Origin of the sequence: Rhodococcus pseudokoreensis, from assembly GCF_017068395.1 — a bacterium.
In the GTDB taxonomy this organism is placed as follows: Bacteria; Actinomycetota; Actinomycetes; order Mycobacteriales; family Mycobacteriaceae; genus Rhodococcus_F; species Rhodococcus_F pseudokoreensis.
The window spans coordinates 7,060,320-7,086,647 of record NZ_CP070619.1 but is presented as its reverse complement, the minus strand read 5'-3'; the positions used below and the strand labels follow the sequence as shown (position 1 = coordinate 7,086,647).

General features: G+C 66.0%; 27 protein-coding genes. 15 read left to right on the top strand and 12 right to left on the bottom strand.

The features are described 5' to 3' along the window. Positions 1-89: 89 nt before the first annotated feature. Positions 90-293: a calcium-binding protein gene (locus JWS13_RS37500; protein ID WP_225857893.1), complete on the bottom strand. Its 204-nt coding sequence runs from the start codon at positions 291-293 to the stop codon at positions 90-92. Here JWS13_RS37500 and JWS13_RS37495 point away from each other — a divergent pair. Next, the gene (locus JWS13_RS37495; protein ID WP_206010371.1) at positions 292-612 is read left to right on the top strand and encodes a hypothetical protein; all 321 of its coding nucleotides are present in this window, start codon (positions 292-294) and stop codon (positions 610-612) included. The two genes, JWS13_RS37500 and JWS13_RS37495, sit on opposite strands and share 2 nt — an antisense overlap. A gap of 486 nt (positions 613-1,098) precedes the next feature. Then, positions 1,099-1,866, top strand: coding sequence for an 8-oxoguanine DNA glycosylase OGG fold protein (locus tag JWS13_RS37490; RefSeq protein ID WP_206010370.1), 768 nt, complete (start codon positions 1,099-1,101; stop codon positions 1,864-1,866). A gap of 27 nt (positions 1,867-1,893) precedes the next feature. Here JWS13_RS37490 and JWS13_RS37485 read toward each other — a convergent pair whose 3' ends face one another. Continuing rightward, positions 1,894-3,543, bottom strand: a complete 1,650-nt coding sequence (locus tag JWS13_RS37485; protein WP_206010369.1) for an NERD domain-containing protein — start codon at positions 3,541-3,543, stop codon at positions 1,894-1,896. Positions 3,544-3,621: 78 nt separating this feature from the next. Here JWS13_RS37485 and JWS13_RS37480 point away from each other — a divergent pair, with 78 nt between their 5' ends. The 6 genes from JWS13_RS37480 (at position 3,622) to JWS13_RS37455 (ending at position 12,442) form a co-directional block, all read left to right on the top strand. Then, the gene (locus JWS13_RS37480) at positions 3,622-4,041 is read left to right on the top strand and encodes a CoA-binding protein (protein WP_206010368.1); all 420 of its coding nucleotides are present in this window, start codon (positions 3,622-3,624) and stop codon (positions 4,039-4,041) included. 112 nt (positions 4,042-4,153) lie between these two features. Continuing rightward, positions 4,154-4,843 (top strand): TerD family protein, encoded by a 690-nt coding sequence (locus JWS13_RS37475; RefSeq protein WP_206010367.1) that lies wholly within the window; start codon positions 4,154-4,156, stop codon positions 4,841-4,843. A 520-nt stretch (positions 4,844-5,363) separates the two neighbouring features. After that, positions 5,364-5,528 carry a hypothetical protein gene (locus JWS13_RS37470; RefSeq protein WP_206011971.1) on the top strand — a complete coding sequence of 55 codons (165 nt, stop codon included), beginning with the start codon at positions 5,364-5,366 and terminating at the stop codon, positions 5,526-5,528. 21 nt (positions 5,529-5,549) lie between these two features. Beyond that, positions 5,550-8,099, top strand: a complete 2,550-nt coding sequence (locus JWS13_RS37465) for a helix-turn-helix transcriptional regulator (RefSeq protein ID WP_241032482.1) — start codon at positions 5,550-5,552, stop codon at positions 8,097-8,099. Between the two features lie 183 nt (positions 8,100-8,282). Then, positions 8,283-12,137: a YncE family protein gene (locus tag JWS13_RS37460; RefSeq protein ID WP_206010366.1), complete on the top strand. Its 3,855-nt coding sequence runs from the start codon at positions 8,283-8,285 to the stop codon at positions 12,135-12,137. 98 nt (positions 12,138-12,235) lie between these two features. Continuing rightward, entirely contained in the window at positions 12,236-12,442 is a 207-nt protein-coding gene (locus JWS13_RS37455) for a hypothetical protein (protein WP_206010365.1), read from the top strand. Between the two features lie 39 nt (positions 12,443-12,481). On the opposite strand, the gene JWS13_RS37450 is transcribed toward JWS13_RS37455, so the two are convergent. Then, complete coding sequence (locus JWS13_RS37450) at positions 12,482-12,682, bottom strand: hypothetical protein (protein WP_206010364.1); 201 nt, start codon at positions 12,680-12,682, stop codon at positions 12,482-12,484. Positions 12,683-12,784: 102 nt separating this feature from the next. Between JWS13_RS37450 and JWS13_RS37445 the strand changes: the two genes are divergently transcribed. After that, positions 12,785-13,195 (top strand): secondary thiamine-phosphate synthase enzyme YjbQ, encoded by a 411-nt coding sequence (locus tag JWS13_RS37445; protein ID WP_206010363.1) that lies wholly within the window; start codon positions 12,785-12,787, stop codon positions 13,193-13,195. Positions 13,196-13,219: 24 nt separating this feature from the next. On the opposite strand, the gene JWS13_RS37440 is transcribed toward JWS13_RS37445, so the two are convergent. Continuing rightward, entirely contained in the window at positions 13,220-13,768 is a 549-nt protein-coding gene (locus tag JWS13_RS37440; RefSeq protein ID WP_241032481.1) for a TetR family transcriptional regulator, read from the bottom strand. A 246-nt stretch (positions 13,769-14,014) separates the two neighbouring features. Here JWS13_RS37440 and JWS13_RS37435 point away from each other — a divergent pair, with 246 nt between their 5' ends. Continuing rightward, positions 14,015-14,479, top strand: a complete 465-nt coding sequence (locus JWS13_RS37435; protein WP_241032480.1) for a CarD family transcriptional regulator — start codon at positions 14,015-14,017, stop codon at positions 14,477-14,479. 101 nt (positions 14,480-14,580) lie between these two features. On the opposite strand, the gene JWS13_RS37430 is transcribed toward JWS13_RS37435, so the two are convergent. Continuing rightward, positions 14,581-15,456 (bottom strand): glycine-rich protein, encoded by an 876-nt coding sequence (locus JWS13_RS37430; protein ID WP_241032479.1) that lies wholly within the window; start codon positions 15,454-15,456, stop codon positions 14,581-14,583. Between the two features lie 233 nt (positions 15,457-15,689). On the opposite strand from JWS13_RS37430, the gene JWS13_RS37425 reads away from it, so the two are divergent. Next, entirely contained in the window at positions 15,690-16,688 is a 999-nt protein-coding gene (locus JWS13_RS37425; protein WP_206010360.1) for an MBL fold metallo-hydrolase, read from the top strand. A gap of 39 nt (positions 16,689-16,727) precedes the next feature. Here JWS13_RS37425 and JWS13_RS37420 read toward each other — a convergent pair whose 3' ends face one another. From JWS13_RS37420 to JWS13_RS37400, 5 genes are all read right to left on the bottom strand, one after another. After that, positions 16,728-17,771 (bottom strand): DNA polymerase IV, encoded by a 1,044-nt coding sequence (locus tag JWS13_RS37420; protein WP_206010359.1) that lies wholly within the window; start codon positions 17,769-17,771, stop codon positions 16,728-16,730. 69 nt (positions 17,772-17,840) lie between these two features. Continuing rightward, on the bottom strand, positions 17,841-18,029 hold the full coding sequence (locus tag JWS13_RS37415) for a hypothetical protein (RefSeq protein WP_206010358.1): 189 nt from the start codon (positions 18,027-18,029) through the stop codon (positions 17,841-17,843). Positions 18,030-18,066: 37 nt separating this feature from the next. Continuing rightward, the gene (locus JWS13_RS37410) at positions 18,067-18,519 is read right to left on the bottom strand and encodes a hypothetical protein (RefSeq protein ID WP_087558089.1); all 453 of its coding nucleotides are present in this window, start codon (positions 18,517-18,519) and stop codon (positions 18,067-18,069) included. A gap of 271 nt (positions 18,520-18,790) precedes the next feature. Next, positions 18,791-19,447, bottom strand: a complete 657-nt coding sequence (locus JWS13_RS37405) for a response regulator (protein ID WP_206010357.1) — start codon at positions 19,445-19,447, stop codon at positions 18,791-18,793. Between the two features lie 60 nt (positions 19,448-19,507). Beyond that, complete coding sequence (locus tag JWS13_RS37400) at positions 19,508-20,728, bottom strand: sensor histidine kinase (RefSeq protein ID WP_206010356.1); 1,221 nt, start codon at positions 20,726-20,728, stop codon at positions 19,508-19,510. 195 nt (positions 20,729-20,923) lie between these two features. Here JWS13_RS37400 and JWS13_RS37395 point away from each other — a divergent pair, with 195 nt between their 5' ends. The 3 genes from JWS13_RS37395 to JWS13_RS37385 all read left to right on the top strand — a co-directional run bounded on the left by JWS13_RS37395 (position 20,924) and on the right by JWS13_RS37385 (position 22,682). Next, entirely contained in the window at positions 20,924-21,541 is a 618-nt protein-coding gene (locus JWS13_RS37395) for a DUF4352 domain-containing protein (protein WP_206010355.1), read from the top strand. 338 nt (positions 21,542-21,879) lie between these two features. Continuing rightward, positions 21,880-22,173, top strand: a complete 294-nt coding sequence (locus JWS13_RS37390; protein WP_241032478.1) for a hypothetical protein — start codon at positions 21,880-21,882, stop codon at positions 22,171-22,173. Between the two features lie 32 nt (positions 22,174-22,205). After that, the gene (locus JWS13_RS37385) at positions 22,206-22,682 is read left to right on the top strand and encodes a hypothetical protein (RefSeq protein WP_206010353.1); all 477 of its coding nucleotides are present in this window, start codon (positions 22,206-22,208) and stop codon (positions 22,680-22,682) included. A 23-nt stretch (positions 22,683-22,705) separates the two neighbouring features. Here JWS13_RS37385 and JWS13_RS37380 read toward each other — a convergent pair whose 3' ends face one another. After that, the gene (locus tag JWS13_RS37380) at positions 22,706-24,103 is read right to left on the bottom strand and encodes a plasmid pRiA4b ORF-3 family protein (RefSeq protein ID WP_206010352.1); all 1,398 of its coding nucleotides are present in this window, start codon (positions 24,101-24,103) and stop codon (positions 22,706-22,708) included. Between the two features lie 61 nt (positions 24,104-24,164). Here JWS13_RS37380 and JWS13_RS37375 point away from each other — a divergent pair, with 61 nt between their 5' ends. Then, positions 24,165-25,331: a serine/threonine-protein kinase gene (locus tag JWS13_RS37375; RefSeq protein ID WP_206010351.1), complete on the top strand. Its 1,167-nt coding sequence runs from the start codon at positions 24,165-24,167 to the stop codon at positions 25,329-25,331. 35 nt (positions 25,332-25,366) lie between these two features. Here the strand turns inward: JWS13_RS37375 and JWS13_RS37370 are convergent, their stop codons facing one another. Next, on the bottom strand, positions 25,367-26,263 hold the full coding sequence (locus JWS13_RS37370; RefSeq protein WP_206010350.1) for an LLM class flavin-dependent oxidoreductase: 897 nt from the start codon (positions 26,261-26,263) through the stop codon (positions 25,367-25,369). Positions 26,264-26,328 lie beyond the last annotated feature (65 nt).

The following is a 26,328-nucleotide window of genomic DNA, read 5'->3' as shown; positions in this document are numbered from 1 at the left end:
TACACCGTTCAACCGACACGACGGTGCGAAATAGGGACTTTCGCCCCTAGCCTCTGCCGGTGTCAGTGCATTACGAGTTGCGGGACGCCTCAGCAGTTGTTCGGCTCACCGATCTTCACAACCGACAGCACAGCGTCTCCTTCGCCGATCAATTCACCGGGCGACGGCTGCTGACCCACGACGACCCAGTTCGAGTCGAGCACCTGCTTCCGTCCCGCGCCGGTCGCATCGGCACTGCGCGAGAAGAAGACCCCAGCCGCCTGGATCGTGTTCTGCGCCGTCTGCAGGTTCATGCAGACCACAGCCGGCATCGGTACAAGCGTGGGGGCGCTCGCGGTCGGCGCGACAGGCGCAGGCTGCACCGGAGCCACCGGCGCCACCGCGACCGGAGTGGTCACGGGCACCGTCGTCGTCGGGCGTGCGGTCGTGGTTGTTGTGGTCGTGGTGGTGGTCGTAGTTGTGGCTACCGATGCGGTCGACGAGGACTCACCCGAGCCGCAGGCGACAAGGCCGGCGGTCACAACGACGACTCCCACGCCTCCGACGATCGAGGAGAACAACGACCGTCGAGCCTCGAGCCCTCGGGTCCTCTTGCTTACGTTGGCGAACTGACCATCGATCGACACAGCAGTGCCCTTTCGGAAATGCGGGCGGCCTGCCCGGAAACTCTCGCCCGTGCGTGTTCGCAGGCGAAATGTGAATGCGGTCGCGCTGGTTGCATTCGTCAACCCCCGACGGCGCGATAGTTGAAACTACTACCAGACGGCGTGGACGCACACATAATTCGGGCGTGTTGCCAACCCAGCTGTTGGGGGTGTTGCGCAATCTCCTGCGCATCAATGCATCCGAGTCAATACGCCATTTGACTGACAGCCAAGTTCCCTGAGCCGGTCTGCACTGCTTTGTCGGTCCCCCAGTGCATGATGACGCCGTGATTGAGCACATCGCAAGGCAGCGAGTCTTCATCGTCGACGACGGAAACTCCCTCCGCACCGGTCGATTGCAGATTTTCCGCGGTTGACGTAACGGTGTGGACTGTCAGGACGACTGACTCAGCGGCACGACCGACCGGTAGACGCGAAGAGGGGCGGATTCAGGATGTGGCGCGAGTCTGTAACCGGAATAGCAGATCTGATGAGGTCGGACTTGCTGTCGAGCGAGCTCGAGCCGGCACCCGTCAACAGGACCCAGTGGGCGAACAAGGGAGTGCGAATCTCATCGGACCGCTTTGACCGGGACGAACTGTTCCAACTCGCCGAGATCGCCCGCACGACCGGCGACGATCAGAAGCTACTTCAACTGTTCTGGGACATACTCGCGTGGGGTGTGATGGGCAACTTCCGTAACGCCGGGCGGATCGTCGACTTCGCCGCAACCGATGATGGGCGAACCCGACTCCTCACTGCGCTCCGAACAGGTGCTACCGCCAGCCATGCCGGAAAGATCGAGGATGCGTACCGTGGGTTCGTGGACCACCGGGTCCCCAGGCTGGGTCCCGCGTTCTTCAGCAAGGTCCTGTTCTTCGCCGGCGACCGTACTTCGCGTGAGCCGCGGTGCCTGATCTTCGATTCGCGGGTGGAGTCGGCGCTGCCGACAGTGACCGGCACGTCCTACTCGCTCGGGAACAGGCCCGTCACGACGTATGCCCGGTACTGTCGCGATATGCACGCCTGGTCCCAGGAGTTTGGGGTCACGCCGGAGGCGATAGAGGCGCGCCTCTATCAGCTCGGAAAGGCTACGGAAAATAGCCGACGAGCCTGGTTGAGCGCAGAAGTGTCGCTCTACCGGGAAGGAGGAGTACCCGTCACCTTCGACGCAATCCTCGCCAGAACGATCCGCGATCGGCAGTCCGCCACTGCCACATGAGTCGGTCCGGAAGCGAAGGCCCAGAAGTCAGATCCCCATTCGTTTGGCCAACTCCGCTCCCCCGACTTCGCGGATGAAGTCCGGATCGCCGCACACCACGAGCTGATCCCGCGCCCTCGACAGGCCGACGTACAGCCGCTCCCGCGAACGCTCCTGTACCACCTTCTCATTCAGCGCCAGCACGACAGCACGCCGTTCGAGTCCCTTGAATCCCAGGACGTGCCCATAGAACACCTGCTCGGTATCCCAGAAGCTGTCCCAATACGCCGCGTTGCCCTCTATCTGCCGGCTCACCTGCTCCGGGTGGCGGCTGCCCGTGGCAAGCAATGCCAGATCCTCCGGACGCCAACCCTCGTCCATCAACGAATCGATCTGATCGTCGGCAACGGTCAGCGCGTCCTCTGCCTGGCAGGGCACGAAGAGCACCTCGGGGCCCTCCCCGCCGAGCAGGCGCATCCGCTGTCCGACCAGCGGTGTGAACGAGTCCGCTATTTGGCGGGTGTTTCTCAGATTGTGATCGAGCACCAACGGGACCAACTGAATCGGCGGAACGCCCTGCCTGTCGAATACTCGCTGCCCCTCATCACTGAATACGTAGATTGCGCCGGCTTCTTCGTCACGCAACGCGGCCAGTAGCGGACCCCACCAGTCGTCGGCGAAATCCTGCGCCTCGTCCACGACCACCGCATCGAACCGGTCGCGCAACGGCAATTCCGACGCCAACTCCGCCATATGCCGCGGAAGATCGTGTTCCCAGAACTGCACGGTGTCGGTGTTGCGGATGCTCTCGTCCGGGCCCTCGGGCGCTCCCCACCGTTGACCCAGCGCGTGGAACTCGCCCACATACGCGGGACGCTCCTTGTAGGACCAGGTGGCGGTCAACCGCCCGAGATACGACGCCAACCCGTGCGAGTAGCAGATGAGCGCCACCCGCTTCCCCTGCTTCGCCAACCGCCGCGCCTTCTCGACCGCGAGGAATGTCTTGCCGCTTCCGGCGCCGCCCCGCACCTCGACCCGGTGCAACAGCCGGATCGCGTCGAGAATCACCGACTGCTGGGCGGTGAGTGCGTCGGCCGCGTCTTCGTTCGCGATCGCCCTCGCAACCACGTCGCGTTGCGGCAGCCCGCGTCCGGAGAGGACGGTCGTGAGCTGATCGACCCCGTCGTCGGGCAGCGCCGGGCGGTCCAGTTGCTGACCGGACAGCACCTTCTGCAGTCGCGACACGACGTCATCCAGGCCGGTGCGATCAATCACCTTCCAGCGTGGGCATTCCGGCAGTCCGAAGTCGTCGGCGAGTTCCGTATTGGGGAAGACCACGACGTGGTCCCATCGCAGCCGCCCGTGACTCCAGCGCGGGTCGCCTTCCACATAGCTCCGCAGGGCATACAGCGCGTCACGTGCTTGCCGAACCGGGTGAATGACCGTCGGACCTTTTCGCTGGTCCTGGTACCAATCGGCGCCGTCGTGCCAGATCTGCCCGCCTTTCACCTCCAGGCAGACGATCCCGTACCCCTCGAGCGCCACCACGAAGTCGATCTCGTGGTCCTTGAGTCGGTCGGTGACCCGCTGGTTTGCCACCACGAGGTCACCATCACCGAGCTGACCCAACAGCGCATTCCACACCGATTCCTCGGAACCATTCAACAGGCGCGGATTCTCGGGGATACGGATCACCATGCGGATACTTTCGCACGGACGGTTCCGTTCAGCTCAGCGATCCCGCCCGAAGTCGGCGGTGAGTAGTAGTTTTGCGGTGTGAACACTTCGTGGCAGGACCCCGGTGCCGTCTCGTCGATGCTCGACGACTGGGAGACGTGGGCGATCGTCGGGCTCTCCGGCAATCCCGACCGAACGGCGTACCGCATCGCGGAGTTGCTGCAGCGCCGAGGAAAACGAATCGTCCCCATCCATCCCACCGCACCGACTGTGCTCGGCGAGCAGGGGTACGCCACTCTGGCCGACGTCCCGTTCCTGATCGACGTCGTCGATGTCTTCCGGCAGAGCGAGGCCGCCGGCGAGTTCGCGGACCAGGCCGTCGAGGTAGGCGCGAAAGGCGTCTGGTTCCAACTGGGAGTCATCGACGAGGCCGCGTTCCAGCGCACGACCGCGAAGGGCGTCGCCATGGTGATGGACACCTGCCCCGCGATCGAGTGGAGCGCACGCGACTCAGCGTGACGGCGGTCGTGCGGAGTGCGGGGCTCACGACTACGGCTACTCTGGACCGAAATCGTGCAAATCGGACAACGGTCTGACACGATCCGCGCAGCCAATCGGAAGGTTCCCACCTGTGGCCATCGACTACACCCGCCGCACCCCCACCCCTGCCGCACCGCAGGGCGGCGTAAATCTGAGCAAGGTCACATTGTCGAAGGCGGCGCCGTCGGTCAGCCTCACGAAGTCGGGTGAGCGACAGGGTGCGATGCGGGTCAATCTCAACTGGTCGACGGGCGCGACTCCGCAGCCCAGGAAGGCCGGCTTCTTCGCGAAACTTGCGGCCGCCGCGGGCGGTAATAGTGGCATCGACCTGGACCTCGGCTGTCTCTACGAACTGGCCGACGGATCGAAGGGTGTCGTCCAAGCGCTCGGCAACACTTTCGGTTCGCTGCAGGCCTCGCCGTTCATCAAGCTCGACGCCGACGACCGGACCGGCACCGCGACCGGCGGCGAGAACATGCAGATCAACCTCGACCGACCGGAAATGTTCAAGCGCATCCTCATCTTCGCGATGATCTACGACGGCGCACCCAACTGGGCAGCCGTGGACGGCGTCGTCACCCTCTACCCCACCAGCGGCCCCGAGGTGGAGGTTCGACTGGACTCGGCCAACAGCTCCGCTCGTATCTGCGCCATCGCGATGCTGCAGAACACCGGGCAGGGCATCACCGTGACGCGCGAAGTGAAGTACGTCGAAGGCAGCCAGGCCGATCTCGACAAGACCTACAGCTGGGGCATGAAGTGGGCGGCCGGCCGCAAGTAGCGGAGCCCGCGGCGGCGGACGCGGCGCCTCGGTCGGTCGGATTGAATGGGGCCTTATCAGCTTCTGTCGAGATCTCCTGGGTGGCGACTGGCTCATCGTTTCGGGCGCTTGATCGCGGGGTGGTTGCCCCTTGGGATTGCCGCGCGGGCGGCGTGGATGTTCATGGTGTTGGGGTTAAGCCGCGGGCGAATTGCTCAATGGGAGTGTGGATTTCTGGTGTCGGCTGCAGTGTGGTGAGTCGTTGGTCGAGCCAGGTTTCGAAGCGGGCCAGGCGGGGTCGCCGCGGCTGGCGACGAAATTCCCTGCACCGCCCAAGAAGTGATCCGGTCGTGTCTGGCCGGTGCGCGCGGACCGCGGATGGTCTCGGCTGTGGTCGGCGAGGGCGCAGGAGAGTTCGAGACGGGATTCGAAGGCGCCCGGTATGTCTCGTCATCAGCGGCGCGGGTTGCCGATCGCTCAGCGGCCGGAACGGCGTCGTGCTTATGATCCGGGCGCGTTGCCAAGCGGAAGGTACAGGCTCATGCCCGAGAAGAAGCACAAGCCGGGACCCGAACCCGGTGCACTGGGCACGGGCGCGCGGGTGCTGGTGCTGGTGCGCCGGCCGTCCGAAGTGGCTCAGACGGGTCGGATCATCGAGCTGGAAGACGCAAGGCGTCAGGGATCGATGATTTCCCGCGCCTACTAACGCAGTAGTTAAGATTGGACCGTGGACGATGTCTGGCCGCTTATTGGCAGAGATGAGGAACTGCGGCGCATCTGGGCGACTATCGAAGGCTCAGGTGATGGCTCTGGGGTTCTTGTAGCAGGCGGTGTCGGTGTTGGCAAGAGTCGGTTGGCGAGTGCCGCTGTCGCCGTACTTGCCAAACGGCACGCCGTCCGGTGGGTCACCGCTACCGCCTCGGCCCGAACTCTTCCGTTGGGAGCGTTTGCTCAATGGGCACCGACCTCGCAGGCCGACCCGATGATGGTCATCCATACCGTCATCAAAGCGCTCACTGCTGGCGACAAGCCCGTAGTCGTGGCCGTCGACGACGTTCACCTGCTCGACGACCTGTCCGTCGTCGTCATCCAACAACTCGTGCAGCGCGGCCTTGCCAGGGTCGTGCTCACCCTGCGCAGCACAGAACCGGCCCCCGACACCATCACCACCCTCTGGAAAGACGGGTTCCTCAACCGGCTCGATTTAGACCCCTTGCGCGAGAACGACACTGAACGCTTACTTTCGCAAGCGCTTGCTGGGCCCGTCGCCCCCGCAACGGCGGCCGAACTTTGGAACCTGACCCGCGGCAACGTGCTGTTCCTGCGGCATCTCGTTCGCCAGGAACGGGACGCCGGACGGCTCGTGAGCGACGTCGGCACCTGGCGGTTGATTGGTGAACCCGTCGTCTCACCCACCCTCGCCAAACTGATTACCGGCCAGCTTGGTTCGCTGACCGATGACACGGCGGAAGTCCTCGACTACCTCGCGATTGGCGAACCCATTGACGGCACGGTGTTGGAAATCCTCACCAGCCCGCATGCGGTCAAGGAAGTGCATTCCCGCGGTCTCATCGACATGACCAGCGACAACGGCGATATCGCCGTCCGCCTCAGCCACCCCCTCTACGGTGAAGTCCGTCGCAGCACTGGCAACCTCCTACAACTGCGCCGCCTGCGCGGCCGTCTCGCAACCGCTCTTTCTACCCGCGCTGATCCAACACCCGCAGCTTTGTTGCGACGGGCATTGCTGACGCTCGAATCCGACCTGCCGCCCGACCTTGGGCTTTACCTCGCCGCCACCGCCACCGCACTACGGCTCCACGATGCTCCCCTCGCCCTTCGTTTCGCGGACGCCGGACATATATCTGACAGCGGCTTTCAAGGCGCGATGCTGCACTACTGGGTGCTCAATCACGTCGGTCGGGCACAGGATGCATTCACCCTGCTCGAGGCGCTCGATCAGAACGCGCTAACGATCGAGGAGCAACGGCGACTGTCCGTTATGCGAGTCGGCACCCTCTGCTGGAGCCTCGGCGATCCCGAACGGGCGAGGCAAGAACTCTCAGTCGCCATGGTAGCGCCCTATAACCACAAATCATCCGAGCTAGCCGCGTTCGAAGCACTCCTCGAGTCGGTGCAAGGCCGACCTGACCGCGCGATCGCCGCAGGAAACGTGGTCTTTCAGGCTGCGCCGAGCGATATGGCATTCGTGCTCACCTCATGCGCCCTGGTCATTGCCCACGGTTACTCGGGAAATGCCGTCAAGGTTTCTCCGTTGACCAAGCGGGCCTCCGCTTTGGTCGCAACATCGAGTGATGCTTCCGCGCTGGAGTACGGGATCGTCTACTTCCACATCGAAGCAATGTTCATCGCGGGGTACCTTCAGGCCGCGGAACAAGTCATGACCCAGTTTGTCGAGTATGCCGCGAGCACTCCCGGAACCATAGGATTGTTTGTCTCGTTGCTCCACAGCTACGTTGACCTGTCCCAAGGTCGTCTGAGCGCTGCGCTCGAGGTTCTGAACAGGGCGGATCGCGAATTCCGTACCACCACGTACGACAGGTCAGCTGTCGTCAGCTGCAGGGTTTACCTGATTCTCGCGTTATCGCATCGCGGGGACGGGAAACGCGCAGCGGAGCTGGTGCGCGATCTCGACACGCTTAATCCTTACGGCTTCCTCCGATCAGCGTGCACCCTCGCCAAAGCATGGGCTGCGGCCGCCCAGGAGATGATCGCCGATGCAATCCGCCTCGCCCGGACGGCGGCCGCGATCGCGGCCGAACGCGGCCACTTCGGCCAAGAACTCCTGTGTCTGCAAGCCGCATCGCAATTCGGCGATCGCACCACAGCGCACCGGGTGAACGAGCTCACCGCGCTCGTCGACGGGCCACGCGTCCACGCCGTTGCACTGCATGCCAACGGTCTGACCTGCGTCAACGGCGAAAAACTCACCGAAGCCTCACGGCGGTACGAAGAAATCGGTGACATCGTCGCAGCGACCGATGCCTCCGCCCAAGCCGGAACTCTCTTCCGCGAACAGCAGCATCACGGTTCCGCACTGACAGCCATCGAACGTGCCAGGACGCTGGCAGGCACCCACCGCGGACTCAACACCCCCGCACTGCGCAAAGCTCGCGAAACCACCCCACTCACGAGGCGACAGCGCGAAATCGTCGCCCTCGTCGCCCAAGGCTTCACCAACAAAGAGATCGCCGAACGCCTCGGAGTCTCCATCCGTACAGTCGAAGGCCACCGCTATCACGCCAGACTGCGCTGATCGTGCGTCGCCGCAGTAACCGGAAAATCGCGTAGTCGACTACGCGGTTCAGATCCGCGACTGAGCGTGACGATCATTGCTGTCCCATGCAACTCGAGAAGCGCTTCGAGGCGACAATCCAGCCCAGCGCCCGGATGGTGCGTCCGTACTGCAGTTCGAAGTGTCCTCATGGAGGAGTAACCCATGAACAACGACAAGCACCTCAAGCACCTCAGCGAGCTAGCGGTGGCAGTGGGCATAGGGCTTGCGGTCGCGCCGGCCGGCATCGCGGTGGCAGCACCGTCCGTCGGCGACTCGTCCGCGTCGTCGAGTTCCGACTCCTCCGACCAGACATCGTCCGAGGGGAGATCCACGGACCGATCCACGGACGGGACTTCGTCGGACAGGACGTCATCCGGCGCATCGCGTGCCGACTCGGACTCGTCGGGCGGCAGATCCGGATCGTCGACGACCGACGACTCGACCACGGATTCGCAAACCACGTCCGGCACGGATTCGGAATCCACCTCCACCTCCGGCGCCGATACCCAATCCACCGCGGGCACCGAATCCACGTCCACCACGAGCGACGACATGAACGGGTCCGACGCGACGACCCCCGACACCGCCACGACACCCGACCCCACGACACCCGACGGTTCGTCGACTGCGAGCGGCGGGGGCATGCCGGATTCGGCCGCGACGGCAGACGGGTCCGGGCAGGTCGGATCGAGTTCTGCCGCCACGGCACCGGCCACGATCGACGAGTCCGGTGCCGCGATCGCGCCGGCCGACCAGCCTCCGGAACGAGCAGTCACCGAGCGAGCGGATTCGTCCGCGTCCTCGACATCAGCACAGGGTCACGACCGCGCACCTGCGGACAGCGCCGTTGCGCCGAACCTGTCGACTACCCCGGTAACGGACGGATCCAGCACGGCTCTCGACCCGGCCGCCGCGGCGGAGACCCCGGCAGTGCGCGGACTCGTCCCGGACGTGCCGGCAGCAGTCCTGGACGCAGTACCGGCGACGGCTCCTGCGATCCCTGCGATCGACACGACGACAGCGCTGACGCGCGGAGTATCCGACACCCCTGCCGATGCACCGCAGGTCGGGACGCTGGCATTGGGACCGTCTCTCCCCGCTCCGGCGGTGGACGTCGCATCCAGCGTCGTGTCGAAGGTGCTCGGAGCCCTCGGGCTACGTCCGTTCCTGTCGAATGACCCACAGGTACCGATCGAGTCGCCGACGTTCTGGGCGCTGGCCGCGGCATGGTGCCGTCGACAGGAGAAGGTATTCACCACCGACGCGAGCCGATCGCTGGCTGCCGCACCCGTCACGACCAGCGAACCGATCGAATCGTTCGCCGGAACACGAACATCCCCCCTCGCGACCAGCGAGCCGATCGAATTGTTCGCCGTCGCGAGCACCGCCTCCACCGTCACGAGCTCTGCGTCCACTGCCGGGCCGATCGTCGGTGTGCCCGAGCGCAGCACCGGTGTGGTGCGCGGCTCGATCAATGCGTCCGGAAACCAACTTCGTTACGAGGTCACCCGGCCGAGCGGCGGAACGGTCACCGTCGACGAGACCGGCGACTTCATCTACACCCCCACCCAGGCAGCGCGCCAGGCGGCCTCTGCGGACGCGCTGAACCCGGCCGCGCTGGACCCGAGCGCCAATTACGACTCGTTCACCGTCACCGTCACAGACGTCCAGTCCGGCAACCGGGTGGACGTGCCGGTGCAGGTGCCGGTGTCTGCGGCACAGATGAAGGTCGTGCAGTCCACCACCGTCGGGTCCAATCCGTCCGGTGCGGTGTTCGCCGGCACCAAAACCTATGTGGCAAACCAGGGTTCGAAGAGCGTCTCCGTGCTCGACGCAAACAACGCCGTCGTCGGCTCGGTGACCGTCGGCACCTCGCCGACGGGCGTCGCGGCCAACCCGGCCGGCACCCGGGTGTACGTCACCAACAGCGTCAGCGGCAACGTGTCGGTGATCAACACCGCCAACAACACCGTCGTCGCCACCGTCACGACCGGCACCACACCCAACGCCGTCGCCGTCAACCCCACCGGCACCCGCGCGTACGTGACCAACAGCAGCAGCGGCAACGTGTCGGTGATCGACACCGTCACGAACAAAGTCGTCGCCACCGTCAGGGTCGGCACTACACCCAACGCCATCACCGTCGCCAACACCCCCACCGGCACCCGCGCGTACGTGACCAACAGCAGCAGCGGCAACGTGTCGGTGATCGACACCGTCACGAACAAGGTCGTCGCCACCATCGGGGTCGGAACCACACCCAACGCTGTCGCCGTCAACCCCACTGGCACCCGGGTGTACGTCACCAACAGCGGCAGCAACACCGTCTCGGTCATCGACACCGCCACCAACAAGGTCGTCGGCACCGTCGCCGTCGGGTCGCGGCCGACCGCCGTGCGTGTCAGCTACGACGGCAGCGCTACGTACGTCGTGACCGACTCGGATCGGTTGTGGGTGATCGACACCGCGACCACCAAGGTGGTGTCGAATGTCGGTATCGACGACTTGTCCCCCGAAGCCGGCGCGCACAGCATCGCCATGAGCGCCGACGGCACTCGGTGGCTGGTCACCGACGCCGTCGACGGGCGGGTGCGGGCCGTGTCTCTCACCCAGCTCAACTCCGCGCCGTCCGCGGCATCGACGGTCGGCGCTCCCAGCACGTCCGACGGCGCGGTTGCGATCACGCTCCCGCCCGACCCCGACGGCGACCCCGTGACCTTCACCTACACCACACCACCGTCCGGTTCCGTCTTCGCCACCGCGGACGGGGCGTTCGTCTTCACCCCGACCGCCGCAGCCCGCGACCTCGCCCGAGAGTCGGAGGGACCGGACACCGACACGGTCACCTTCACCGTCAGAGACGGCCAGTACGTGACCAACGTCGACGTCACCGTCCCGGTCACGCCGGCGTCTGCCGCGGGCGTTTTCGACATCGACTCGACAGCGATCCCCGCGGGAGGCAGCCCGACCGGCGCGGTTCTCGTCGGCGACCGGCTGTACGTCGTGAGCGAGGACGGCTTCGTGCAGGTCGTCGACCGCGACACCAACACGGTCGTCGGGGCGCCGATCGCGGTCGACTGGGCGTCGTCGAACATCGCCGCCGCCCCGGCGGTCGACCGGGTGTACGTCAACAGCCCATGGGCCGGCACCATCTCGGTGATCGACACGACCACCGACACCGTCGTCGACACGATCTGGCTGCCCACCTCCCCCGACTACCAGGGCTATTCCCTAGCGCAGGAGTTGATCGTCAGCCCCGACGGGACCCGCCTCTACGCCAGCGGTGAGGACGGCACCGTGTCGGTCATCGACCCCGCAACGAACGGCGTGATCACCTCCCAGCCCCTCGGATACTTCACCGATCTGGCCGTCAGCGAGGACGGCCGTCGCCTGTACGGCACGAGCGGCGCGTCCGTTACCGTGATCGACACCGAATCCATGACGGCGATCAGCACCCTGAGCGTCGGGCCTGTGTGGGACCTCACCCGCCCGAGCAGCGAGTTCACCGATGTCACCAGCAGTGTCGCTGTCAACGCGGACGGCACCCGAGCCTATGCCACCTACCACGTCACCACGGTGGAGCTCGCCAGCGGCGGCTACTCCAACGGACAGTTCATCACCGACAGCAGCGGACGACTCTGGCGCGTGACAGGCGGATACGAGGTCGTCTCGGTGATCGACGTCGACCCGTCCACTACCACCTACGGGACCCAGCTCGCGACCGTCCGGCTGCCCGAGGGAGCGCAAGACGTGGCGATCAGCGCGGACGGCGATCTGCTGTACGTCTCCGGCGCGGACGGCCGGACCATCTCGGTGATCGACGCCTCGACATGCGCCGTCCTCGGGACCTTCGTGACCGACCCGGACGGCTCGACTTCCGGACAGTACGGACCCTACCGATTCCTGCTCGTCGATCCGGACACCGGCGGAACGCTGTACGTCACCGACTACGCCGACGGCGCCATGTATGCAGTCACCGGCGCACCGGGCGGCGCGTCAGTAGCGATGTCATCCTGACCGCGGCGGCCGCCGCAATCGTTGACCCCGTTGCACTACAGACCAATTCGTGAAACAGGAAGCTACGAAACCATCCGACACGAAAGTGGGTGATCGGCATGACGGTACTCATCGTCGCCGCGGCCGTGCTGGCCGCGGTCGTGGTTCTCGGCCTCATCGGTGATGGCTCGATGGACTTCTACGCGGTGGCGGAACGAGAGGCCGCCAACCAACGCGACAAGGCCGAACGGTCCCGCACTCACGACCGAATGCGGGACCGTTCGGCTGGTGGATGGAACGCCTCCCGCCGGTCACCTGCAATGTGAGCACGAACGTGGAAGGTCCGGGAACCGTTACGTTCGATGTCACCGTGGCTTGTTTCGTTGTGGCTGCGCGGCGGCGAGGGGGATGGTGGGCAGGTCGGGGGCGTGGCGGATGTCGTTGCGGGTCAAGGTCGCCGGATGGTCGGACAGGCAGCGGAAGGAGCGAACCGGCTCGCCGATCGGGTCGGCGAGCCGGGAGGCCTGCGCTCGGTCACATAGCGGATGCAGCCGTCGGGTAGCCATGCAGCCACCGGCGCAGACCAGCGACTGACACCGCCGTGACGTCTGCGGACGACGCATACGTTTCGCTCGAATGTCACGCACCCGCGCGCTAACGTCGGAACTATGTTCAGTACCGAGATCGAGGTTCGCACCGGCACTGAGCCGGTGGTGCACGACCTGACCCGTGAGATCGAGAGGTTTCTCGCGTCGGCCGGCGCCGGCGATGGCCTGCTGCATGTCTGGGTGCCGCACGCCACCGCAGGACTCGCCGTCATCGAGACCGGAGCCGGGAGCGACGACGACCTGCTGCGTGCGATTGACGACGTGCTTCCCCGCGACGACCGGTGGCGGCACCGCCACGGCAGCCACGGACACGGCCGCGACCACGTGCTGCCGGCATTCCTGCCGCCCTACGCGTCCGTGCCCGTCTTCGACGGTGCGCTCGCGACGGGCACCTGGCAGTCCGTGTGCCTCGTCGACACCAATGTCGACAACCCGGTGCGGCACGTCCGGTTCAGTTTCCTCGCCGGCTGAGTCAGGAGGGCGGGACACGCCCGATCACGCGCGCGCGAGTCCCCTTGCCGAGGAATAGATCTCGGGGAGGCTCGCCGTCTCGTCGCTGGATGACCGATCCACCCACGTCTCCAACGCCGCCCGGAGGATGGCGACCGACACGTCGACGGCCAGTCGAATCTGCAGGTCGGAGCAGTCGAATGTCGTCGACACCACGTCGACCAGGACCGCGGTCCGCGCCACACTCTCGCGCGCCAGCACAGCACGCAAAGCCGGTTCCTTCTTGATGAGCCTGTTCACCCGCAGCAATCGCCGGCAGGGTGTCGACGAACTGTCCGCGTACGTCACCAACGCGTCCGCGAAGGACGTCTCCAATGCGAGCCTCGGAGAGAGGGACGAGTCGAGTTGGTCGAGCCGTGATGCCACGACCGCCTCGAACGCCCAGTGGTCCCGGAGCGCGGCCTCTTCCTTCGTGGCGAAGTATCGGAAGAACGTGCGCTGAGACACTCCCGCCGCTTGCGCGATTTCCCCGACGGTTGTGGCCTCGACACCCTTGCTCTCGAACAGTGTGAGGGCAGTCTCACTGATCTCCACGTTCGTCTGCTCACGTCGCCGCTCCCGCAGCCCTAAAGGGCCAACAGGCAGGTCAGACGGTACGGGGAACACTTCGAGTCTGGTCATCAACGGCCTTCGTTATCGGTAGGAGAACCCCACGGGTCGATCGTTCACATCCGGGCATCCGTTGTCAACATGGCAGCGTGTGTCATAATGTATGCGAAGGGTAGGTAATCAATGAATCTCAATATCGGTGATATTTTCCTGTACCCGCACCACGGGTCGGTGACCGTCACAAAGCTCACGACCCGGATGTTCAAAGATCTACCCACCGATTACGTGCAGTTCGAAGTCGCTCAGACCGGGCTGTCCATCGAGATCCCCGTCGCGAAAGCCGAGGCCATCGGCGTTCGGAACGCGATCAACAACGATGAAGTCGGTCGAGTCTTCGACATCCTGCGCGGTCCGACGGTCGACGACCCGTCCAACTGGTCTCGCCGGTTCAAGGCCAATCAGGAAAAGCTGACCGTGGGCGGAATCTTCACGGTGAGCGAAGTCATCCGTGATCTGATGACCCGTTCACAGGAAAAGCCCCTGTCGGCCGGCGAGAAGCGGCAGCTCGAGCATGCGATGCAGCTCGTCATTTCCGAACTCGTCCTCGCAATGAAGTCCGACCCGGACGAGACTCGGCGCCGCATCGAAGCTATCTACGAGTCCGCCGACTCCACCGCGGCGGTCGCTGCAGTCTGACGACACGAGAATCGGCGGCGGCCCGGACGAAAGTTCCGGACTGCCGCCGATGTCGTTCAATCGGCCTGCGATCTACCACGTCTCCAGTGCAGGAGTCGAGATCAGCTGCTGCCGAACAGGTTCCCGAGCGATCCGGTTCCCGAGCCCTCCCCGTAGGTGATGATCACGGTCGGGGCCGCGTCCGCCGCAGCGGCAGCGAGGGTTCCGCCCGGCGCGTACGACGAGCCACCGCCGCCACCGCCACCGCCGTAGTTGACGGCCCCGCCACCGCCACCGAACCAGCCGCCGCCACCGCCGCCGCTCGCACCTGCAGCGGCACCACCGACGCCCGCTTCACCCGGCGAACCATGGGGGTCGCTGCCCCCGTTGCCTCCGACGCCACCAGTGGCGCCGGTCGCACCGCCGCCTCCCCCTCCGCCGCCGCCCGCTTGACCGTCGGGGCCGGTCGGAGTCAGGTTCCCTGCGCCACCGATGTAGGTGTCGCCCGCACCGCCGCCGCCTGCCGCGACGATCTGACGATCCGCCAGCTCACCCGAACCGGTGCGAACGTCGGAGGCCCCGCCTCCGCCACCGGCACCACCGGCTCCGCCGCCGTTGTATCCGGCCCGCCCGGTGCCGTCACCGCCGTTCCCGCCGACCTGGATGTACAGCGCGTCACCTGCGGCGACAGTCAACCGCCCGGTCGCGACGGCCGCGGCGCCGCCGAGAATCTGACCACCGTCTCCACCACGTCCGCCCGTTGCCGTCACCGCCAAGCTGGTAATGCCTTCGGGAACCGTGAACGACTGCGCACTGCCGGTAGAGGTGAATGTGCAGGTCACCTGTGTGCCGGCGCCTTGCACGCAGCCGGCAGGCAACGCGGCCGGCGCGGCAACCGCCAGACTGGGGGCGAGCAGCCCCGAGGCGCCGATTACTGCGAGTCCACATATTCCGGTCGTGTACCACCGGCGGCGTGATCGAACGAGATTTGCGGTCAAAGCAGTCTCCTGTCGCAACGCGAGCATTGTGAAAGCTGGTCCGACTGGAGCATTCCACAGCGTCCGGCTTCCAGCGGGTCTTCCGATCTCCGAGCCGACACCTCCGCCGAAAACCCCAGTTCACAGCATGTGCCGTACCGCTAATCGGGACCCGCGGTATCGCAATCCGCGTCGAAAGGTCAGTATGAAGGTAAGTAGAACTAATTTGTTCACCTAGGCAACGAGGTATGCACATGAGCGACGCGGCGCCCATCGGTGACGGGATCTTCCAGATTCCGGTCCCGATTACCGACAATCCCCTTGGTCACACACTCGTGTACGCGATGGAATCCCCCGGCGGGCTGATCCTCGTCGACGCAGGCTGGGACGACGACAACGCCTGGGCCGGCCTCACCTCCGGGCTCGAGGCCATCGGGCACACGGTCAAGGATGTGGAGGGCGTCGTCCTCACCCACTTCCACCCGGACCACACGGGTCTGTGCGGGCGGGTGCGGGAGGCGTCCGGTGCGTGGATCGCGATGCACGAATCCGACCACGAGATGTTCGCGCACATGTCGACGAGCCATGATCCGGAGTGGCTGGAGTACCAGAAGGCCAATATGACACGGGCCGGCGCGGCACCGGCGGACCTCGAGGCTTTCGAGAAGTCTGCGGCCGGGAAACCGCCGACGGGTCCCGATTCGGCCCCCGACCGTGTGCTCGTCGACGACGAACTCATCGCGCTCACCGGTCGCGGCCTGCGCGCCGTCTACACCCCGGGCCACACCCCCGGCCACATCTGCTTCTACCTCGAAGACGCCGACGTGATGTTCACCGGCGACCACGTACTGCAGAAGACGACGCCGCACGTCGGCAACTTCGTCTACCCGCTCGAGGAGCGCGACGCCCTCGCCGAGTTCATGGACTCGCTGCGCCGCGTCCAGACCATGAACATCACCCGTGGTCTCGGCGCGCACGGCATCCCCATCGACGACGTCGCGGGCCGCGCCGGCGAACTGATCGAGCACCACGAAGAGCGACTCGACCACCTGCACAAGGCTTTCGGCGACGACCAGATCACCGTGTGGCAGGTCGCCGAGCGGATGAAGTGGTACAAGCCGTGGGCCGACATCTCCCCCATGGGCAAGGGCATGGCGCTGTCCGAGGCCGCGGCTCACCTTCGGCACCTCGTGGCCCGCGACCTCGTCGCCCAGGTCCCCGACAGCGAACCCGCCGTCTTCGCCCGCCGCTGACACGTGAGCGGCAAAGCGTCCTCGGGCACGCTTTGCCACTCACGTCGGTGGTGTCATCTCCAACCGCACGCCGAGGAGCCGGACTTCCCGCTCGTGGTCGAGTCGGTCGACCAATGCTGCTGCTGCGTCGGCGATCACGTCCGGATCGAACGTCGGCTCGGGTAGCGGCTTGCTCGTCGTGTGGGTGTCGAACGGGGCGTAGCGCACCTTCAATGCCACTCGCACCGCCTTGCGGTTCTCCGCGAGGATGTCCTCCCGGACCCGGGCGGCGAGGCGTCGGATTTCCTCGGTGACGGCCTCCCGACCGGCGAGGTTCTGCTGAAACGTCGTCTCTCTGCTGTGCGACCGCGCCACCCACGGTTCCGCGGACACCGGGGAGAGATCGATTCCCCGACCGATCCTGGCGTACCACGGACCCATGTTCGGACCGAGGGTCGCGGCCAGCTCCTGATCCGAGGCGTCGGCCAGTTCCTGCACGGTGTTGATACCGAGCGCGGCAAGCTTTTTCGAGGTCTTCTTACCGATCCCCCATAGCGCGTCGGTGGGGCGCTCCCCCATGACGGCGAACCAGTTCTCCTCGGTGAGCCGGTAGATGCCCTGAGGTTTGCCGAAGTCCGTCGCGATCTTGGCACGTAACTTGTTGTCGCCGATGCCAACCGAGCAGTGCAGCCCCGTCGCGTCGAGGACGGCGTCGTGGATGGTTCGCGCGAAGGCCTCCGGATCATCGGTATCGACACCGAGAAACGCCTCGTCCCAGCCCATGACCTCGACGACGACATCCAGCTTCCGCAGGGTGTCCATCACGACGCCGGATACCTCCAAGTACGCGTCGGCGTCGACGGGCAGGAACACGGCGTCGGGAATCTTCCGTGCCGCGATCCGCATCGGCATCCCGGAACCGACACCGAATTCCCGCGCCTCGTACGACGCCGTCGACACCACCGCACGCTCCGTAGGATCCCCACGACCGCCTACGACGACCGGACGTCCCCTCAGTTCAGGGTGGCGCAGCACCTCGACGGCGGCGATGAACTGGTCGAGATCGACATGCAGCACCCACCGGCGACGCGGCGGAGTGCTCATGGGACCAGTGTGCCCGAACCATCCGTCCGAGAACCTCGGAATCTGTGGAGTTCCCGGACGGTGCCACGGTCACTGCTCGTCGCGTTCCCGCAGGTCGTCGACGTAATCACCGAGGTCGCGGCGGTTGAGCCTGCGTGACTTGCCGAGCTTGCGAAGCGTCGGGATGGTCTCGCGGGCTGCGACACCGATGCCGCGCCGCTTGCGCGGAGAGCACAGCGCGCAACCGCGGTAAGTACGTGAGGGGTGGTGGGTAGGCATGCCGCCTCCGATGGTGACTCCGCGCGAAGCGAAGGTTTCAGAATACATCGGTGCCGTCGGTCGGCGGTAGCAATTCGTCCGGGAACCGATACGAGCATCCGAGTTCACTGGTGGAGCGGGTGCCCCAATTGTCCCGGAACCAGGCCACGCAGGTGTTCGCGATCAGGTTGACGTCGCGGCTGAACAGATAGCCGTCCGTACAGTCTTCGAAGTGGTCGTCGAACTGCCAGATGTCGAGTGGCAGGTTCTCGGTGGAATAGTCGGCAAGCAGCAGGTGCCCGAGTTCGACGCGTGATCTACGGAGCATCAACACACCGTCGGCCAGCACCTGAATCTGCGCGCAGACGACTTCTTGGTCGTCGTCCTCACTGACGTAACTGTTCGGGCCGATCTCGACGATGAGCGCGACCGGTTGATCGACCAGCGAACCTGTCAACCACTCGACCATTCCTGCCCACGAAACCTCGGGCAACTCGGTGGAATCGACCATCGCCATCACCTTCCCCTGCTCGCGATCAAGAGGGGATCTTCGGGAGCCTCCCCCTGTGTCGTATCCAAGCAGAAGGTTGCGACACATGTGGCGCGAAATCGTGCGACTCCGATTCGTGTCGTCCATGCGAATGACGTGTGTGCGCCATACATTCGCGGTCGTCCACGAATGTGTATCGTGGTCGGCGAGCGTAGGTCCTTTTGGTAGGGGAAATTGCTCGCACCCTCACTTCGTCCCCGGACGGAGTGAGGGTTCTCGCGTCTCGGGACCCTCAGGTGACGAGACCTGCACGGAATGCAGTGAGCGCCGCTTCGACTCGGTTACGCGTGCCCAGCTTGGTGAAGACTGCCGAAATGTGGGTCTTGACGGTCGTTTCGCTGAGGAAGAGCTCACCGGCGATGTCGGCATTCGACGCGCCAGACGCGAGAGACTTCAGAACGTCACGTTCCCTCGCACTGAGCGCGGCAAGGACCGCCGGATCGGGACCTGCAGCGGGCGCCCGGTTGGCCGCGACGATCCGACGCAGCGACTCCTGACTGAACAGTGTGTTGCCGGCGGCGACGGCGCGCACGGACTGGTGGAACGTCTCCGGCGGCTCGTCCTTGCTGAGGAAGCTGTGGGCTCCGGCCGAAACGGCCTGAAGCACGAGGTCGTCGACATCCATCGCCGTCATCGCAATCACCCGGGGTGGGTGTTGCAGTGTCATCAGGTGACGGGTGGCATCGAGTCCGCCGACCCGGCGCATTTTCAGGTCCATCAGCACTACGTGCGGTCGATACGCGTGGACCGCGGCCGGCACCCGGTCCCCGTCGTCGACATCGGCGACCACGGCGATATCCGTGGTGGCAGCGAAGATGTCGGAGACACCTCGCCGGACGAAGGGATCGTCGTCAGCGATCAGAACGGTGATGGCGTTGGTTCCGGTCATGGTGGCCACAGGGTATTACCCCGGACCGACAACACCGTCTCACGGTCTCGGTAATCCGGCTCAGGCGAACCACGGGAGCCAGCAGTCTACGACGAACTCCTCACCGAGCCTGCCCGCCTCGAGCTTTCCGCCGATGTCGCGGGCCTGCTCGGCGAGTCCGCGGAGACCGGCGCGCGAACCACCCGGGACACTCGGGGGCTGGAAACTGAGACCGTTGCGGACGTCGATGCGGATGCCGCTCTCACTGGCACCGCTGATCGAGATGCGGATCGTTTGATCGCTCGCGTACTTCTGGGCGTTGGTGAGCGATTCCTGCACCACCCGGTAGGTGACGTGCCCGGACACGGTACCGACGTCGCCGGGCCGCAGGTCTGCGTAAAAGGTGGCGTGCAGGCCGGCCGCGCGGGCGGACTGGACCAGGTCGGCGACACCGTCGATGCCCTGGTGACCGCTCGCTCGACTCGCCCCGCCGGACCCCCGCAGCACGCCGACGATGTTCTTGAGTTCGTCGAGCGCCTCGTGCGCGGTGCTGCGGATCATCGACGCGGTGTTCGCGATCTTCTCCGGATTGCCCGCACCGCTGACCTGCAAGGCCCTGGCGAACAGAGAAATTCGGCTCAGGCTCGCGGCGAGAGTGTCGTGCATATCCCTTGCCATGCGAGTGCGTTCCTCGGTGCGAATCATCTCGTCCCGCATCACATGCGTCTGCTCCGTCGCACGATCCCGACTGCGCTCGGCCTGAGCGAGTTCGGTACGGGTGTGCTTCAGCACCGCGACCGAGACCACGATCGCCACCAGCGTCGCCGCAACGAGCCAGGGAATCCACAGTGCGATATCCCAGTCCGGCTTCGGCCCACCGACCTCCGGTCGCGTCGAGCCCATCGTCAGAACCGAATTGTCGCGGGTGCGGAACGCATCGTAGGTGAGCGAGACGCCACACGCCAGAAATACGGCTGTCGCTGCCGCGACCAGCTGCTGCCCCCGCTCCGTCCTGGCGAGTGCATAGAGCGCGATCAACGCGGCAGTGGCGTCGGTCGAGAAGAACAGCGGACCAACGAGGGCCACGCCCAGAACCAGCCACGGCCGTTCGTGCCGCCACACCAACGCGACCGCGGCACCCAGATTCAACACCAGTCCGATCGCGATGTTCCACACCGCGACGGTCCCGGAATCGCCGGACAGACCCACCGTCATCAGCGAACAGAACACGCTGAGCGTCACCGCGCCGGTAGTCCAGACGCGGCGACGGATGGTTTCAGCGGATGTTGCAGTCACGGCCATGAGGTTACGCAGCGGTCCGACAAGTTCGCGATCGGCCGAAAGTAGGGGCCCGAACAGACTTCCGACCGAAAGTAGGAACCGATCCGGCCCTTCGGGCGATCCGCGATCGGTGCCCCTTCGGGTGAACTCTCCATCGAGCGCGATCGCAGCCGCGGCCCGCACCTCACCCGCATGACCCACTCACAGGAGGATCCGATGACGAACCCCGGTCAGCCCTATCCGAGCCAGCCCTACCCTGCCCCGCAGCCGCCGAAGAGGAAGCGTCGCATCTGGCCGTGGATCGTCGTCGGCGTTCCGATCCTGCTCTTCGGCGCATGCTCGATCGCCATCGCATCGAGCACCGGCAGCGACGAGGGCACCACCGTCACAGCAGGTTCCGGCGACGGGGACGCCCCGGCGGACAGCGGACCCGCTTTCCCCGGCAAGCTCGACGAAGACACCTCCGCGGCCGGCGGCGACACGATCACCCGCGACGGGCTCGCCTACACCGTGGCCACGCTCGAACCGGTGAGCAGCGTCATCGGCGAGTACCTGTGCAGCACCGTGACCATCAAGAACGTCGGTGACAAGCAGAACGACTTCAACGGATATGTGGATTGGAGCCTTCAGGATGCCGGCGGCGCCATTCGTGACGCGACGTTCGCACCGGACCGCGAACTGCTGAACTCGGGGAAGATTGCGCCCGGCGGTCAGGCCACCGGCAGCGTGTGCTTCGACGCCCGCCAGGGCTCCGGCCCCGGAACCTACGTCGTACTCTTCGAGGACACCTTCTCACTGTCCACCGACCGCCTGGCCTGGATCAACACCCTGTAGATCCTGCAGCGGCAAACGTGTGGGGGCGGGGTCCCGATACCGCCGTTCGTGCCCCGTCCCCATATTTCATTCCCCGACAAGTCAATACGCTATCCAAATGACAATGGGGACCCAGGAACTGCGTCCGAGACCCCCTCCCGGACACACGTGTCGGAGGGGCCTGATACTTTCCGTTTCAACGAACCGACCGCAGGTTCGCAAATCCTGAGCAAAGGCTGATCCTCTACATGTTTCGCAAGGTTTCACTCACCGCTGCACTCACTCTCGCAATCGCCGGCCTCGGATCCGGGATCGCGAATGCTGCCCCCGCTACCTCATTTGGCGACGGCGATTACATCGTGGGCGTAGACATCGCCCCGGGCACCTACGTCGGCAGCGGCACCGTCGACGACATCATGGGCTGCTACTGGGAGCGCCTGTCGGGCACCAGCGGTGAGTACGAAGACATCATCGCGATGGACTACACCCACTCTCCCAAGGTGATCGTCACCATCAAGCCGACCGACGTGGTCTTCTCCTCCACGGACTGCGGAACCTGGACGCCCGCTCCCGCCGCCCGGCCCCAGGCCCGGCCGGCACCCGCAGCACCGGCACCGGAACCGGCACCGGCACCGTCGATCTTCGGTTCCTGACCACAACCCGAGCAGATCGCAAGGGAGATCTAGTGAAGCACAAGTTCGTCGGGGCGATGCTGTGTGCGTCGTCGGCGGTCGCGATAGCGGTGTCCGGCGCCGGTGTGGCCAACGCAGGCACCTACCTGAGCGGCGACGGCACGTACCGAGTCGGGTACGACCCGCAAGACCTACAACCCGGCCTGTGGTCGTCGTCGGGCGGCAGCACCTGTTACTGGGAGCGCACCGCATCCGACAGTTCGATTCTCGAGAACTCCTTCGGCGAGGGGTCACAGACCATCGAGATCAAGCCGGGCGACACGAGATTCACCACCAACCGATGCGGAGGCTGGCGTCGAGCGGATCCTGTTCCCAACCCGATTCCCGGGCTTCCGCCCATCGAAGCCGTCGACTACCGCAACATGACGACCTTCGGACTTGGAGCGGGAATCGGTTCGGCCGCTGTCGGATCCGCTGCGATGCCGTCCATTCTCGGAGTGCTGCTGATGGCAGGGTCGTCGGGCAGTTAGCCCGGACGGAACGAACAACCCACCTACATCGACAGCACCATCTTTGCGAAGAGGCGGCCCCATGCGGGGTCCATCGGCTGGTCGCGCTGGACCCAGCCCTTGACCATTGCGCCGGTGAGTTCGAGGAACGAGATCGTGGGGCGGGCGAGCCAGAAGACTTCTTCCCGGCCGACGATGGTGCCGTCGCTCGTCTGCCAGCCGAGGGCGGCGAGTCCTTCGGCGATCACGTCTCGGCGTTCGACCGACGTGGTGCCGGCGGCGAGGGTGAGGAGCACGAGGTATCCGGCCTCCCGCTCGATGGGCTCGTCCGCCAGGGGCAGCCGGTCGAGAAGGTGTGCCCACAGCCGGCCCGCATCGCTCGCCGTCGCGGAGCCGAGTTTGGTCCGAATCAATTTGCCCTTGTATTTGCGCGCCAGTCCGAGGGCTTTGGCGTATTCACGGAGCAGGTGGACCGGCCGCTGATCCGACTCGCGGTTGCTGGTGGCGGGCCAGTCGTCGAAGCCCGGTAGTTCCTGCCGCATCTCCGCCACAACGGCCGGCGGGAGGTAGCCCGCCTGGGTCAGTGTGATGCCGTCGGGTCCGATGCGGTTCAGGAACCACCGCAGGTGGAACGTCGCCGCTTCCTGCGCCTCGCGGATGTCGCCCAGCCGGTCGGTGAGGTGGGCGTGCTCGAGAAGCGAAAAGACGTGCGGGGCAGCCTGATGAGGGATCCGGCGTAGCAGTGCGGCGAACTTCGAATCCGACACCGGTGGGTGGTCACGAATGACGGCTTCGAGTCGCAGGCCACGGTTCACGGTGTCGACGCCGAACGATTCGGGTGCGAAGCCCGGCCCGACCCACGCCCCGGCGTCGTGATGACCGGGGTGCGACGGCGTCGCCAGGACCTTCAGCAGATCGTCGTATCCGCCCGGTCCGCCACAGTCCTCGGGCGGGCACGCGCGGGCGCCGGCGAGGCAGGTGACGGTCGGCTCCGAGGCGTCGGCGTCGATCCGTTCGAGCACGATCGTGTGCTCCCAGCCGTCGCCGAAGTCGTACAGGTAGGACAGCTGCTCCCCCGGTTCGGCCAGAACCTGATCGAGCCGCACCGCGTCTTCGCACACCTCGTCGTCCTCGTCGGCGAAGCCCTCGTCGATGCTCTCGCGCATGTCGTAGCGCTCCGACGCGGGCGGCTCACCGCCGACCCACGAATGCAGGTGGCTGTCCTGCCAGCCCATGATCGTCTGCACGATCGGGTGCAGTTCGTGCAGACGCAGGTTCGACGGCACCACGAACTGGCGCCAGATCGGCGGCGACACGTCGTCGAGTTCGATGCGCAGGTGGTAGCCCGCGACGCGGCGACGGCCCCGCCGTTCGGACGGCCGAACGATCACCGGCACGTCAGGAACGACGGACAGGTGTCGGCGTTTACCCGAAGCGGTCATGGCGTCATGGTAGGCGGGAGGCAGAAGTGTCCGGCACAAGTGGTGACGATAGCGTGAACGCATGTCTGTGTCCGCACTTCTCGCAGGTCGATACCAGCTGCGGGGAGTGCTGGGCCGAGGCGGGATGGCCGACGTCCACGACGGGTGGGACCTGCGCCTCGAGCGCGCGGTCGCGGTCAAGGTGCTGCGCCCCGAACTCGCGTCCGTCCCCGACACCCGCCGGCGGTTCGAGGCCGAGGCCCGGCTCGCCGCCACGTTGAACCATCCGAACGTGGTCGCGGTCCACGACTGCGGCGAGGACGCCGAAGTGGCGTACATCGTGATGGAACGACTGCCCGGGCGGACCCTCGCCGACGAGATCGCCGCCGGACCCTTACCCGACGCGCGGGTGCGGTCGATCCTCGCCGACGTGCTGGCCGCCGTCGGCGCCGCTCACGGTGCCGGCATTCTGCACCGCGACATCAAACCGGGGAACGTGCTGTTCACCGAGACGGGCGCGGTGAAGGTCGCCGACTTCGGCATCGCGAAGAGCGCCGCGTCCGACCACACCGCGACGGGACAGGTACTGGGCACCGTGGCCTACCTTAGTCCGGATCGCATCCTGGGCACACCCGCCACCACCGCCGACGACCTCTACGCGGTCGGCGTCGTCGGCTACGAGGCCCTCGCCGGGCACCGTCCGTTCACCGGCGACAACATCCTGTCCCTCGCGCGGGCCATCACCGACGGGGCGGCCCGACCCCTCTCCGTGGTGCGCCCGGACGCCGACCCGAGCCTCGTGCAGACGATCGATCGGGCGATGGCCCGCGATCCGCGGCAGCGGCACGCCGACGCCCCGTCGATGCGGGCCGCCGTCCTCGGAACGCCCGGTCCCCCGACGAGGGCATTCACGCCCACCACACCCGTTCCCCCGCCGGCACCCCAGCCTCGGCGACCCCGGAGGACCGGCGTGATCATCGCCGCCGTCGTCGCACTGCTGGTGGCCGCCGCCGTGGCGGCACTGGCCCTCGCGTCGCAGAATCACGACAGCACCGTCGGTCCCGGCGCGAGCACCACCGCCGTCGCACCGCCCCCGGCGCCCGTGCCGCCCCCGAGCAGCACCGTCGACGGCAAAACCGTCGCACCGGCCCCGCCGGCCGACGCCCCGAAGACGGGCCCGGGAAATGGCAACGGCAGCAACGGGAACGGCAAGACCAAGGACAAGGACAAAGACAAGGACGGCAACTGACCTGATCGGGCTGTCGCGGTCGGGTCGGACGCCCGTCAGGAGCCGCGGCGGGCCTCCACCGCGGCCCGGACCGCGGGCGCGACGTCGGTCGCAAACTTCCTGATCTGGTCGAGGTCGTCGCCGTCGGTGCCGAAGACGAACGTGTCCATGCCGGTCTCCACCACGAGGTCCGTCAGTTGGCTCACCCACTGCTCGGCGGTGCCGTGGAACAGCGTGTCCGACCTGCTGTCGCTCACCCGGCCGAACACGTTGTAGACGCGGGCGATCGAACCCGGATCCCGGCCGGCGTCCGCGGCACCCGCGTCGATCTTCGCGTGCATGCCCGGCAGGACCTCCGGCGGGAAGTACGAACTCGACGGCACCCACCCGTCGGCGGAGCGTCCCAGCGCACGAAGCATCCGTGGGCCACCCACGCCGAGCCAGATCCCCATCGGATGCGCCGGGACCGGCCCGGGATGCACGCCGTCGACGCGGTAGTGCGTGCCCTCCGATCGGACGGCCCGCTCACCCGACCACATCAGGCGGATGACCTGAACGGCCTCCTCCAACGCGGTCGCGGCCTGCCCGGGCGTGCGGACGTCACCACCCATCGCCCCGATCGCCTCCCAGAACGCACCCGCACCCAGCGCCAGTTCGAACCGGCCGCCCGACATCACATCGAGGCTGGCCGCGGCCTTCGCCATCACCGCCGGCGGGCGCAGCGGCAGGCACGCGACGTCGGGAAACACCCGCACCCGTTCGGTCCGGGCCAGCAGCGTGCCCATCAGCGACCAGCAGTCGAGGAATTTCGCCTGGTACGGGTGATCCTGAACGCCGATCAGGTCGAGTCCGGTCTCGTCGGCGAGCGCGGCGAGTTCGAACGTGTTGGCCAGTAACTCCACCGTCGGGGTGACGAACACCCCGAACTGCGGGGTCCTGCCGTAATCGGTCATGGTCGCGTCCCTTCTCGGATCGCTGCACTCCCCCTCGATCATCCAACACCGCGGCCGCCGGGAAC